Below are 12,405 nucleotides of genomic sequence, written 5' to 3'. Positions count from 1 at the left end.
TCGCGCGGATCTCGGCTTCTATGAAGACCCTCGCACCGTCAGGGCGGGTTTGAGCATCACGCCGGGCGCGGCGTAGGACGGGGTCGCGAGCAGCTCCTCGAGTGCCTTGACCAGCTCGCGCGCGGCCTCCTCCAGCGGAGGACGTACGGAGGTGATGCCTGGCGGCACCGTCTGCGCGACCTGGGAGTCGTCGAAGCCCACGACCGCGATGTCCTCACCGAGGCGGAGTCTTCTCTCGAAGAGGGAGTGGAGCACGCCCATGGCGAGCGTGTCGGAGGCACAGACGAGCGCGGTCGGCTCGGTCTCGTCGAGGATCGCGTCGGCGGCGGCCTTGCCCGAGCTGATCGAGTCCTCGGTGCGCGAGGCCAGGCCGGTGGTCGAGAGGCCGTGGGTGTGCATCGCGTGGATCCAGCCGCTTCGTCTCTCCTCACCCAGGAGCGAGTCCTTGTGCCAGCCGATCCAGGCGATCTTGGAGTGGCCGCGCTCGATCAGGTGCTCGGTGGCGATCTCGGCACCGTAGGCGAGGTCGACGTCGACCCAGGGATGCTTCGCGTCGGGCTGGGTCCACGGGCGCCCGAAGGATACGAACCGCGCCCGCCGCGACTGCAGCCAGGTCGTCTGCTGCCCGCCGAGGTGGGTGTCGGTCACGACGAACGCGTCGACCGCGGTCGACCTGAGCAGCTCGTCGTAGCCGTCGAGCGGGTCGGCGGGGTCACCGTAGAAGAGGAGCACGTGGTAGCCGGTCTCGGCCGCTGCCTCGACGAAGCTGTGCACGAACCGGTCCATCATCGCGTTGGCCGTGCCCTCCTGGAGGGCGGGCATCCGCAGGCCGATCAGGTGGCTCGCTCGCGTACGCAGGCTGCGCGCGGCGCGGTTGGGCTGGTAGCCGAGCTTGTCGATCGCGTCCTGCACCCTGGCCAGCGTGTCGGCACGCAGCAGATCGGGGTTGTTGACCGCGTTCGAGACCGTCTGCCGGGACACGCCGGCCAGCTCCGCGACGTCCGCCAGGGTCGGCGGAGCGGCCGAGATATGACCGCCGGAACGCGGCACCGCCACGCTCTGCCTCCCTTGATGCCGATGTGGAACTCTGGATCGTTCCAAGCCATGGTAACGAAGGCTGACCCCGCATGATGCGTTCACCCCTATGTCGGTCTCGACCCGCTTCGCGGGTTCGCAGGCTCACCCGCTGCGCTCGCTCGACCTTCTCGCGTTGCGCCGCCGCTCGTGCCTCGCGGCGACGCAGGCTCGAATGTCGGTGCCGTGCTCTAAGTTGCTGGGCATGGCTACCGCTCGCTCGTCCAAACGCGCCACCTACCGCTGCTCCGAGTGCGGCTGGGAGACCGCGAAGTGGGTCGGCCGCTGCGGCGAGTGCCAGGCGTGGGGGTCGGTCGCCGAGGCGGCGGCCCCGATCGGACGTACACAGGCAGCCCCGGTGTCCACCGCGGCGGTGCCGATCGGGACCGTGTCGGTGACCGAGTCGGAGCGGCGTACGTCGGGAGTGCCGGAGCTCGACCGGGTCCTCGGTGGCGGGCTGGTGCCGGGCGCCGCGATCCTGCTGGCCGGCGAGCCGGGCGTCGGGAAGTCGACGTTGCTGCTCGAGGTGGCAGCGCAGACGGCGCGCTACGGACGCCGGGCGCTGTACGTGACGGGTGAGGAGTCCGCGTCACAGGTGCGGCTGCGGGCCGACCGGACCAACGCGATCCAGGACGAGCTCTACCTCGCCGCCGAGACCGATCTCGGCGCCGTGCTGACCCACATCGAGGAGAGCCGGCCCGAGCTGATCGTGGTCGACTCGGTGCAGACCATCGGCGCCTCCGGGGTCGAGGGCGTTCCGGGCGGGGTGACCCAGGTGCGCGAGGTGGCGGCGGCGCTGATCCGGGTGGCCAAGACCCGCAACATCACGACCGTCGTGGTCGGCCACGTGACCAAGGACGGGGCGATCGCCGGGCCGCGGGTGCTGGAGCACCTGGTCGACGTCGTCCTCCACTTCGAGGGCGCGCGCGACTCACGGTTCCGGATGGTGCGGGCGATGAAGAACCGCTTCGGCCCGGTCGACGAGGTGGGCTGCTTCGACCTGTCCTCGGAGGGCATCGTCGCGGTCACCGACCCGTCGGGGCTCTTCGTGGAGACCCATCACGTCTCGGTCCCCGGCACGTGCGTCACCGTGACGATGGAGGGTCGCCGGCCGCTGCTCGCCGAGATCCAGGCGCTGACCGTGCTGGGAGCGGAGGAGCGGGCGAAGCGTACGACCTCGGGGTTGGACGGCTCTCGGCTTGCGATGATCCTCGCCGTGCTGCAGCGCCACGCGAGGGTCGGTCTCTCCGGTCGCGACGTGTTCGCCTCGACGGTCGGTGGGGCCCGGATCAGTGACCCGGCCGCCGACCTCGCGATGGCGCTCGCGGTCGCCTCGAGCCATACCGGCACACCGACGCCGCGCGGGGTGGTCGCGCTCGGCGAGATCGGCCTCGCCGGCGAGCTGCGCCGGGTGCGCGATCTCGACCAGCGGCTCTCCGAAGCGGCACGACTGGGGTTCACCGTGGCCGTCGTTCCAGCCGATCCTGGAGCGCCGGTGCCCAACCGTCCCAATGAGCGCGAAGTCGACGGGATGCGTGTCTTTGAGGTGCACAGCATCAGTGGCGCACTGGAATTCCTCCGCTTGGTGTGATCGGCTTGGTGACTCGTGGCCGAACGTTCTCGGCATTACGGTTGGATCCACGGTTAGAATCACCCCATCCCACTCCGAAAGGAATCTCGTGCCCGCCGACCGCACCGCGGACTCCATCCGACTGCGCGAGACGCTTGCTCTGATCGCGCCCGGGACACCGCTGCGTGACGGGCTCGAGCGCATCCTCCGCGGCCGCACCGGCGCACTGATCGTGCTCGGCTACGACAAGATGGTCGATGGGATATCGACCGGTGGCTTCACGCTCGACGTTCCGTTCACCTCCACCGGCCTGCGTGAGCTCGCCAAGATGGACGGGGCGATCATCGTCGACGACTCGCTGAGCCGCATCGTGCAGGCCGCAGTCCACCTGATGCCCGACCACACCATCCCCTCGACCGAGACCGGCACCCGGCACCGCACCGCCGACCGGGTCGCGAAGCAGACCGGTCACCCGGTGATCTCGGTCTCCCAGTCGATGCAGATCATCGCTGCGTACGTCGGGGAGACCCGCCACGTCCTGGAGGACTCCGGCCAGATCCTCTCCCGCGCCAACCAGGCGCTGGCGACCCTGGAGCGCTACAAGCTGCGCCTCGACGAGGTGGCCTCCACCCTGTCGGCGCTCGAGATCGAAGACCTGGTGACCGTGCGCGACGTGGCCGTCGTGGCCCAGCGCCTGGAGATGGTCACCCGCATCGCCCGCGAGATCGAGGACTACGTGCTCGAGCTCGGCACCGACGGCCGGCTGCTGTCCCTCCAGCTGGAGGAGCTCATCACCGGCGTCGACGCTGAGCGCGAGATGGTCATCCGCGACTACCTTCCCCGCGGTCGCCGCGCCCGCAGCCCCGAGGAGCTGCTGGCCGAGCTCGAGGCGCTCAACTCCGCTGAGCTCGTCGACCCCGCCGCCACCGCCCGGGTCCTGGGCCTCACCACCTCCGACGCTCTCGACGGCGCCGTCGCCCCGCGCGGCTACCGCCTCCTGGCGAAGGTCCCCCGCCTCCCACCCGCCGTGGTCGACCGCCTGGTCGACCACTTCGGCACCCTGCAGAAGCTCCTCTCCGCCAGCGTCGACGACCTCCAGGCCGTCGAGGGCGTCGGCGAGCTCCGTGCCCGCTCCGTACGCGAGGGCCTCTCCCGCCTCGCCGAGTCCACCATCCTCGAGCGCTACGTCTGACCCCGCCGAGGCGTCAGCTAGGTCGGTCGAGGCGTCAGCTAGGTCGGTCGAGTCGGCACGTCGGTGCCATCTCGGCCGACGGGAGTGACGCCTCGGGTCAGTTGACGGGGGAATCGGGTTCCGTACGCGACAGGGCGGTGCCCGGCTTGTAGAGGCCGAAAGTGGCCGATGACGGTTCGCCACCGAGGGCGGAGGCGACGATCACGAAGAAGTTCGGCTTCACCCACGGGCCGTGACCGGTGCACTCACCGGCGACGACGCGGCGGCCGCTCCAGGTCAGGGGCAGCGTGGTGACGACGTCGCGACGTACGACGATCTCCTTGGTCGGCACCGCCTTGGCGCAGTCGACCGTCGACCAGACCAGGTCGCCGCCCTTCTGCGAGATCCGTACCTGAAGCGCGTCCCCGGACAGCTTCCAGGTGCACGCGGACGCCTTCACGGTGCGCAGCTGCAGCGGAATGGTCACGTTGTCGTAGGAGTAGGCGTCGGTGACGGCCGGCTCGACGACGATGTCGGAGGGCGAGCACTCGCCGGTCGGCTCCGGCGGGGCGCTGCTCTTCGGCTTCTTGGGCTTGTTGTTGCCGCCCGCACTGCCCGCCTCCTTCGACGGCTTCGCACTGGGCGTCGGTGTGACCGTCACGGTCGCCGTGGGCTCGTCGGCCACAGGGGTCGCGGTGTCGTCCGCGCCGTCGGAACCGCTGAGGAAGAACCGCGAGATCCCGACGATCAGGAGCAGGACGATGCTGAGCACCGCGAGCCGCCGGCGCCAGTAGACCGAGGCCGGCAGCCGTCCTCCAGTCCTTCTCGAGCGGGCCATAGGCGACACCGTAATGATCCCGTGCCCAGGTTTCGGGGTGCCACTCCGTGGCAATACCTGTCGCACGGCACAATCTGGGTGTGACAGTTCTCCATGACGCCGTCCTGGACTGGTACGACGCCAACGCCCGCGACCTCCCGTGGCGCTCCGCGACCGCGACACCGTGGTCGGTGATGGTCAGCGAGTTCATGCTCCAGCAGACGCCGGTCTCCCGCGTACTCCCGGTCCACGAGGCCTGGATGGAGCGCTGGCCGAGTCCGGCCGATCTGGCCGCGGAGCCGACCGGCGAGGCGGTACGCGCCTGGGGCCGCCTCGGCTACCCGCGTCGGGCGCTGCGGCTGCACGCGGCCGCCACCGCGATCGTCGAGCAGCACGGCGGCGAGGTGCCGGCCACGTACGACGAGCTGATCGCGCTCCCGGGCGTCGGCGACTACACCGCGGCGGCGATCGCCACCTTCGCCTACGGCAAGCGCCACGTGGTCCTCGACACGAACGTACGCCGCGTCTTCGCCCGGACCCTGAGCGGCGTCGAGTTCCCCGCGCAGTCGGTCAACAAGGCCGAGCGCGAGCTCGCCGCTGGCGTACTCCCCCAGGACGAGCCGACCGCCGCCACCTGGTCGGTCGCGGTCATGGAGCTCGGCGCCCTCGTCTGCACCGCGGCCAACCCGTCCTGCACCCGATGCCCGGTGGCGGACCAGTGCGCCTGGCGCGCGGCCGGCCACCCGGCGTACGACGGACCGCCTCGCAAGGTCCAGACCTGGGCCGGTACCGACCGCCAGTGCCGCGGCCGCCTGATGGCCGTTCTCCGCGACGCCGACTCCCCCGTCCACCGCAGCCGCCTCGATGTCGTCTGGTCCGACGACACCCAACGACGACGGGCTCTGGAAGGCCTCCTGAAAGACAATCTGGCCACCGAGGTGGAACCAGACTTCTTCGCCCTCCCCTAACCAACCGCCGAAACCGCAGAAATGGCGGACGAAACTCTACTTTCGTCCGCCACAACTAACGACTCGGCCACCATTTCCCACTACTCGGAGAAAAGAAAAGGCAACGCCCCGGCCGGAGCGGCCGGGGCGTTGCTTTGTCGGACTACTCGGAATCCGGCTTGGGCTTCTCGATGTTCGTCGGCTCGTCCTGGTCGGGGAGCTCGATATCGGAGACGGTCGCGCCCTCCAGCGGAGGTACGTCCGGGACGACGGAGCGCTTCTGGCCGGTGAAGGTGAACTGCGCGGCAGGACCCTCACCGTCGACGTCGACCAGCACGATCTCGCCGGGGCCGATGTCGCCGTAGAGCATCTTCTCGGCGAGCACGTCCTCGAGCTCGCGCTGGACCGTGCGGCGCAGCGGTCGAGCACCCAGGACCGGGTCGAAGCCGCGCTCGGCGAGCACCTTCTTCGCGGCCGTGGTGAGCTCGATGCCCATGTCGCGGTCCTTGAGACGGGTCTCGACGGACGCGATCATGTTGTCGACCATCGCGATGATCTGCTCCTGCGACAGCGGCGGGAACACGATGACCTCGTCGACACGGTTGAGGAACTCAGGACGGAAGTGCTGCTTGAGCTCGTCGGAGACCTTCGACTTCATCTTCTCGTAGGAGCCCGCGACGTCGCTGGCCTGGGAGAAGCCCAGGTTGACCGACTTCGCGATGTCCCTCGTGCCGAGGTTGGTGGTCATGATGATGACGGTGTTCTTGAAGTCGACCACGCGGCCCTGGGAGTCGGTCAGGCGACCTTCCTCCAGGATCTGCAGCAGCGAGTTGAAGATGTCCGGGTGAGCCTTCTCGACCTCGTCGAAGAGGACCACGGAGAACGGCTTGCGCCGCACCTTCTCGGTGAGCTGGCCGCCCTCCTCATAGCCCACGTAGCCCGGAGGCGAACCGAAGAGCCGCGAGACGGTGTGCTTCTCGCCGAACTCCGACATGTCGAGCTGGATCAGCGCGTCCTCGTCGCCGAAGAGGAACTCGGCCAGCGTCTTGGACAGCCAGGTCTTACCGACACCGGACGGGCCGGCGAAGATGAACGAACCGCCGGGGCGCTTCGGGTCCTTCAGACCGGCACGGGTGCGTCGGATCGCACGCGACAGGGCCTTGACCGCCTGGTCCTGGCCGATGACGCGCTTGTGGAGCTCGTCCTCCATGCGCAGCAGGCGCTGGGACTCCTCCTCGTTGACCTGCACGATCGGAATGCCGGTCGCGACGGCGAGAACCTCGGCGATGAGCTCCTCATCCACCTCGGCGACCTCGTCCATGTCGCCGGCACGCCAGGCCTTCTCACGCTCGGCCTTCTTCGCGATGAGCTGCTTCTCCTCATCGCGCAGACGGGCCGCGGCCTCGAAGTCCTGGCCGTCGATGGCGGCCTCCTTGCGCTGGCGCACGTCGGCGATCTTGTCGTCGTACTCCCGCAGGTCGGCGGGGGCCGTCATCCGGCGGATGCGCAGGCGCGAGCCGGCCTCGTCGATCAGGTCGATCGCCTTGTCCGGCAGGAACCGGTCGGAGATGTAGCGGTCGGCCATCGTGACCGCAGCGACCAGGGCCTCGTCGGTGATCGTGACCCGGTGGTGTGCCTCGTAGCGGTCACGGATGCCCTTGAGCATCTCGATCGCGACCGCGATCGTCGGCTCCGGCACCTGGATCGGCTGGAAACGACGCTCGAGAGCGGCGTCCTTCTCGAGGTACTTCCGGTATTCGTCCAGCGTCGTCGCACCGATCGTCTGCAGCTCACCACGAGCCAGCATCGGCTTCAGGATGCTCGCCGCGTCGATCGCGCCCTCGGCCGCACCGGCACCGACGAGCGTGTGGATCTCGTCGATGAACAGCACGATGTCGCCGCGGGTCTTGATCTCCTTGAGCACCTTCTTGAGGCGCTCTTCGAAGTCACCGCGGTAACGCGAACCGGCCACGAGCGCGCCCAGGTCGAGCGTGTAGATCTGCTTGTCCTTGAGCGTCTCGGGAACGTTGCCCTTGACGATGTCCTGGGCCAGACCCTCGACGATCGACGTCTTGCCGACGCCGGGCTCGCCGATGAGGACCGGGTTGTTCTTCGTACGCCGCGACAGCACCTGCATCACGCGCTCGATCTGGCCTTCGCGACCGATGATCGGGTCGAGCTTGCCCTCGCGGGCGTCCTGGGTCAGGTTGCGGCCGAACTGGTCGAGCACGAGGCTGGAGGAAGGCGCCTCGGTCGAGGTCGTGCCGGTCGACGCGGTCGCGCCGGAGGTGCCGGCCTGGCCTTCCTTACCCTGGAAGCCCGAGAGCAGCTGGATAACCTGCTGGCGGACCCGGTTGAGGTCGGCGCCGAGCTTCTGCAGCACCTGGGCGGCGACGCCCTCGCCCTCACGGATGAGGCCGAGCAGGATGTGCTCGGTGCCGATGTAGGAGTGGCCGAGCTGCAGCGCCTCGCGCAGGGACAGCTCGAGCACCTTCTTGGCACGCGGCGTGAACGGGATGTGCCCGGACGGTGCCTGCTGGCCCTGGCCGATGATCTCCTCGACCTGGTTGCGCACCGCCTCGAGCGAGATGTCGAGGGACTCGAGGGCCTTGGCAGCGACGCCTTCTCCCTCGTGGATCAGGCCGAGCAGGATGTGCTCGGTCCCGATGTAGTTGTGGGAGAGCATGCGGGCCTCTTCCTGGGCCAGCACGACCACCCGGCGGGCTCGGTCAGTGAACCGCTCGAACATGTACGCATCTCTCCTAAGAATTCTGGGGCGTCACCAAGATTCAACCCCGCAGACAGCCTACGCGTTCCCGACAACACAACGCGATCCGTGCGCTGAGAGCGAACACGCGTTCCGTACGCCGGACAGACGCCGGGTCACAGCCGACCTCACACAAAGGCGGCTGCCGCGCCCCGGAGGGCGCGACAGCCGGACGTTCGGTGCGGTGAGACCAGTTGTCAGTGAGCCGCTTCGAAAGCCGCTCGGACGTCGGCCGGAATGCGACCACGGTCGGGAACGGTGTAACCGTTGGCCTTCCCCCACTCGCGCATGACCTTCGGGGTCGAGCCACCGGCGGCGGGCGCCTTCTTGGCGCTGCCGCGACGGCCGCTCACCTTCTGGGCGTGACCGATGAAGAGCGCGAGAGAATCACGAAGCTTTGCCGCATTGGCATCGCTGAGATCAATCTCGTAGGACGTGCCGTCCAGGGCAAAAGACACCGTCTCAGCAGCTTCCGAGCCATCGATGTCATCCTCGAGGATGATCTGAACCTTCTTAGCCATGTTCCTACCTTCACTGCTCTTCTTCACCCGGAAACGGGCCGAATATAGCCATCGCCGTTAAGCGAGATGCCCATAGCATTACATACGATCCGGATGAATCAACAGGTCGCCATACTGAAAAGACTAACGAACGGCATTTCGCTGGAATATGAGTTCCAGTCCCTGCATCGTCAGCCACGGAGAATGCAACGAGAAGCATTTACTCTCGTCGAGAACGAACTCCGCCAGATAGCCGGTCGCAATCACGGTCACTTCCTCGGCGGAGGCACCCAGCTCGGCGATGATCCGAGCGACCAGACCTTCGACCTGCGCGGCGACTCCGAAGACCATTCCGGACTGCAGCGCCTCGACCGTGTTCTTGGCGATCACCGACCGCGGGCGGGCGAGCTCGACCTTGCGCAGCTGCGCACCGCGCCGCCCCAGCGCCTCCAGCGACAGCTCGATCCCGGGCAGGATCGCGCCACCGACGTACTGTCCCGCGGCGTTGACCACGTCGAAGGTCGTCGCCGTGCCACGGAAGTCGACCACGATCGCGGGGCCGCCGTGGAGAGCCACCGCCGCGACCGCGTTGGCGATCCGGTCGGTGCCGACCTCGCGCGGGTTGTCCATCAGGATCGGGATGCCGGAGCGTACGCCGGGCTCGACCACCACGCTCTCGACCGAGCCGAGATGGCGGGCCATCATCTCGCGCCACTCGTGCAGGACCGACGGCACCGTCGCGCACACGACCACGCCGTCCACGCTCGCCACCAACGCGTCGCCGAGAATTCCCCGCAGCAGCGCCCACCACTCGTCGGCGGTGCGGTGCTCGAGCGTGGAGACCCGCCAGTCCGCAGACACGACGCCGTCGGCGATCAGCCCGAGAACCGTATGGCTGTTGCCGATGTTGACAGCGAGCAGGGACATGGCGGGCCGCCTCAGCCCTCGGACAGGTCGAAGCCGATGTCGAAGACCTTCACCGAGTGGGTCAGCGCACCGACGGAGAGATAGTCGACTCCGGTTTCGGCGACCTCGCGGGCCCGGTCCAGGGTCAGCCCGCCGGAGGCCTCGAGCACCGCGCGCCCGGCGGTGATCTCGACGGCCTCCTTCATCATCACGGTCGACATGTTGTCGAGCATGATCCGGCCGCAGCCCGCGTCGAGAAGCGCCGTGAGCTCCTCGAGCGTGGTCACCTCGACCTCGATCGGCACGTCCGGGTAGGCGAACTTCACGGCCTCGTATGCCTGCACCGCGCCACCCGCGGCGACGATGTGGTTGTCCTTGACCAGCGCCATGTCGGAGAGCGACATCCGGTGGTTGGCGCCGCCGCCACAACGTACGGCGTACTTCTCGAGCGCCCGGAAGCCGGGGAGCGTCTTGCGGGTGTCGAGGACCTGCGCGCCGGTCCCTTCCAGCGCCTCGGTCCAGGCCGCGACACCGGTGGCGACGCCGGAGAGGTGGGAGGCGTAGTTGAGCGCCGTACGCTCCGCGGTCAGCAGCCCGCGGGTCGGCCCCGCGATCCGCATGATGACGTCCCCGGCCTTCACCTTCGAGCCGTCCTTGACGCGGTCGGTGACCGTGACCGAGTCACCCATGACGTACGCGAAGACGAGCTCGGCCACGCCGAGGCCGGCCACGACGCCGTCCTCCCGAGCAGCGAAAACGCCGATCCCGGTCGAGTCGGGGGCGATGGTGGCCACCGAGGTGACGTCCTCGCTGGGCATCTCACCGGGAGCGGACGTGGGCAGGTCCTCGTCGAGAGCGAGCTCGACGGCGTCGTAGACCTCGCCGGCGTCCAGGCCGGCGTTGGTCAGCTCGTCGCGCAGCGGCTGCGGGATCTCGTCGAAGGGCACGCGTCGGATGGTCATCAGGCTCCTGCCAGGTTTGACTGGGTTGGTTTGGACGGGGTCTGGGACGGGTCGGTCGCTGGGGCCGGGGTGAAGATGGCGACAGTCTCGCCGTCCCGGAGCCTCAGGTCGAAGTGGCCGGCGAACCCGGCGTCGTCACGCTCGGCGAAGTCCTCGCGCCAATGGGACCCTCGGGTCTCCTCGCGCAGCAGCGCGGACGTCGCCAGCGCGAGCGAGACGGTCAGCAGGTTGGTCGCCTCCCAGGCGGCCGGGTCGATCTCGGTCGCCGGGGTGCCCCCGAGCCGCTCGAGCTCGTCGATCGCCTCACCGAGGCCGGTCGCGTTGCGGAGGACTCCGACCTTGGTCGTCATCGTCTCCTGCAGCTGCTTGAGCGCGGTGCCGGGGACCAGCGCGCGCCCGGCGCCGAGACCCGGGGCCGGGTCCTCCAGCTGCCGCAGCTCGCCGGGCAGGACCTCGGCGATCCGGCGCGAGAAGACCAGCCCCTCGAGCAGCGAGTTGGAGGCGAGCCGGTTGGCGCCGTGGACACCGCTGCAGGCGACCTCGCCGGTGGCGTAGAGCCCGGGCACGTCCGAACGCCCCCACAGGTCGGTGCGTACGCCGCCCGAGGCGTAGTGGCACGCCGGAGCGACCGGGATCAGATCGACGGACGGGTCGACGCCGTGCTGCTTGCACGAGGCGAGGATGTTGGGGAACCGCTTCTCCCAGAACTCACGACCGAGGTGACGGGCGTCGAGCCACATGTTGGGGTGCCCGGTCTCGAGCATCCGCTTCATGATCGCCTTGGAGACGATGTCGCGCGGAGCCAGGTCGCCGAGCTCGTGCACGCCCTCCATCAGCCGGTTGCCGTCCCAGTCGACCAGGAAGGCACCCTCGCCGCGTACGGCCTCGGAGATCAGCGGCTGCTGACCACGGGAGTCCTCACCTAGATACATCACCGTGGGGTGGAACTGGACGAACTCGAGGTCGCGCAGGGTCGCACCGGCCCGCAGCGCGATCGCCATCCCGTCGGCGGTGGCGACGGCGGGGTTGGTGGTCTGGGAGAAGACCTGGCCGAGGCCGCCGGAGGCGAGCACGACGGCACGGGTACGCACGATCCCGACGCCGTCGGCATCGCCCTCGCCCATCACGTGGATGGTCAGGCCGGCCACGCCGCCGTCGGCGGCCGTCAGCAGGTCGACGACCATCGCGTGCTCGAAGACCAGGATCTCGGGCGCGCGGCGTACGGCCTCCATCAGCGCGCGCTGGATCTCGGCGCCGGTCGCGTCGCCGTCGGCGTGCGCGATCCGGTCCCGCCGATGGCCGCCCTCGCGGGTGAGCGAGAGGTTGCCGGCGGGGTCCTTGTCGAACTCGGCGCCCCACTCGATCAGCTCGCGGACCGCCTCGGCGCCCTCACCGACCAGGACGCGTACGGCCTCCAGGTCGCACGCCCCGGCACCTGCCACGAGTGTGTCGACCTCGTGCTGAGCAGGGGTGTCGCCCTCGCCGAGAGCCGCCGCGATGCCGCCCTGGGCCCACTGCGTCGAGCCGGCCTTGAGCTCGTCCTTGGTGACGACGGCGACCCGCTCGACCTGGTCCTTCAGCCGCAGCGCCGCGGTCAGCCCGGCGATCCCCGAGCCCACCACGATCACGTCCGCCCACTCGGTCCAGCCCGGGTCGCGGGCGGAGAGCAGCTGCATGTTCATAGGCGCACG

Annotated in this window: 10 protein-coding genes; 3 read left to right on the top strand and 7 right to left on the bottom strand. The window is 69.0% G+C overall.

The window, feature by feature from the left end; translation table 11 throughout:
• Positions 1–18: 18 nt before the first annotated feature.
• On the bottom strand, positions 19–1,056 hold the full coding sequence (locus tag ACIO3S_RS21980) for a LacI family DNA-binding transcriptional regulator (RefSeq protein ID WP_160026416.1): 1,038 nt from the start codon (positions 1,054–1,056) through the stop codon (positions 19–21).
• Positions 1,057–1,279: 223 nt separating this feature from the next.
• Here ACIO3S_RS21980 and radA point away from each other — a divergent pair, with 223 nt between their 5' ends.
• Both radA and disA read left to right on the top strand, forming a co-directional pair.
• Positions 1,280–2,665: a DNA repair protein RadA gene (gene radA, locus ACIO3S_RS21975; RefSeq protein ID WP_400467840.1), complete on the top strand. Its 1,386-nt coding sequence runs from the start codon at positions 1,280–1,282 to the stop codon at positions 2,663–2,665.
• 88 nt (positions 2,666–2,753) lie between these two features.
• Positions 2,754–3,836: a DNA integrity scanning diadenylate cyclase DisA gene (disA, locus tag ACIO3S_RS21970; protein ID WP_141801687.1), complete on the top strand. Its 1,083-nt coding sequence runs from the start codon at positions 2,754–2,756 to the stop codon at positions 3,834–3,836.
• Positions 3,837–3,933: 97 nt separating this feature from the next.
• On the opposite strand, the gene ACIO3S_RS21965 is transcribed toward disA, so the two are convergent.
• A complete protein-coding gene (locus ACIO3S_RS21965) occupies positions 3,934–4,653 on the bottom strand; it encodes a hypothetical protein (RefSeq protein ID WP_400467839.1) in 720 nt (239 codons plus the stop codon).
• 74 nt (positions 4,654–4,727) lie between these two features.
• Between ACIO3S_RS21965 and ACIO3S_RS21960 the strand changes: the two genes are divergently transcribed.
• A complete protein-coding gene (locus tag ACIO3S_RS21960) occupies positions 4,728–5,600 on the top strand; it encodes an A/G-specific adenine glycosylase (protein WP_400467983.1) in 873 nt (290 codons plus the stop codon).
• A gap of 142 nt (positions 5,601–5,742) precedes the next feature.
• Here ACIO3S_RS21960 and ACIO3S_RS21955 read toward each other — a convergent pair whose 3' ends face one another.
• The 5 genes from ACIO3S_RS21955 to ACIO3S_RS21935 form a co-directional block, all read right to left on the bottom strand.
• Entirely contained in the window at positions 5,743–8,328 is a 2,586-nt protein-coding gene (locus tag ACIO3S_RS21955; RefSeq protein ID WP_160026412.1) for an ATP-dependent Clp protease ATP-binding subunit, read from the bottom strand.
• Between the two features lie 215 nt (positions 8,329–8,543).
• A complete protein-coding gene (locus tag ACIO3S_RS21950; RefSeq protein WP_045547125.1) occupies positions 8,544–8,867 on the bottom strand; it encodes an Lsr2 family protein in 324 nt (107 codons plus the stop codon).
• Between the two features lie 123 nt (positions 8,868–8,990).
• Positions 8,991–9,773 carry a type III pantothenate kinase gene (locus tag ACIO3S_RS21945; RefSeq protein WP_160026410.1) on the bottom strand — a complete coding sequence of 261 codons (783 nt, stop codon included), beginning with the start codon at positions 9,771–9,773 and terminating at the stop codon, positions 8,991–8,993.
• 11 nt (positions 9,774–9,784) lie between these two features.
• Positions 9,785–10,714 (bottom strand): carboxylating nicotinate-nucleotide diphosphorylase, encoded by a 930-nt coding sequence (nadC, locus tag ACIO3S_RS21940; RefSeq protein ID WP_160026409.1) that lies wholly within the window; start codon positions 10,712–10,714, stop codon positions 9,785–9,787.
• Positions 10,714–12,396 (bottom strand): L-aspartate oxidase, encoded by a 1,683-nt coding sequence (locus tag ACIO3S_RS21935; RefSeq protein ID WP_400467838.1) that lies wholly within the window; start codon positions 12,394–12,396, stop codon positions 10,714–10,716. The genes nadC and ACIO3S_RS21935 overlap by 1 nt, the downstream gene beginning before the upstream one ends.
• Between the last annotated feature and the right edge of the window lie 9 nt (positions 12,397–12,405).

Source organism: Nocardioides sp. NPDC087217, assembly GCF_044744805.1.
Classification (GTDB): domain Bacteria; phylum Actinomycetota; class Actinomycetes; order Propionibacteriales; family Nocardioidaceae; genus Nocardioides.
This window is presented reverse-complemented; position numbering and strand designations above follow the sequence as displayed.

Coding starts and splice junctions, on each gene's coding strand:
- radA (WP_400467840.1), top strand. CDS start 1,280: ATGGCTACCGCTCGCTCGTCCAAACGCGCCACCTACCGCTGCTCCGAG.
- ACIO3S_RS21965 (WP_400467839.1), bottom strand. CDS start 4,653: ATGGCCCGCTCGAGAAGGACTGGAGGACGGCTGCCGGCCTCGGTCTAC.
- ACIO3S_RS21955 (WP_160026412.1), bottom strand. CDS start 8,328: ATGTTCGAGCGGTTCACTGACCGAGCCCGCCGGGTGGTCGTGCTGGCC.
- ACIO3S_RS21950 (WP_045547125.1), bottom strand. CDS start 8,867: ATGGCTAAGAAGGTTCAGATCATCCTCGAGGATGACATCGATGGCTCG.
- ACIO3S_RS21945 (WP_160026410.1), bottom strand. CDS start 9,773: ATGTCCCTGCTCGCTGTCAACATCGGCAACAGCCATACGGTTCTCGGG.
- nadC (WP_160026409.1), bottom strand. CDS start 10,714: ATGACCATCCGACGCGTGCCCTTCGACGAGATCCCGCAGCCGCTGCGC.
- ACIO3S_RS21935 (WP_400467838.1), bottom strand. CDS start 12,396: ATGAACATGCAGCTGCTCTCCGCCCGCGACCCGGGCTGGACCGAGTGG.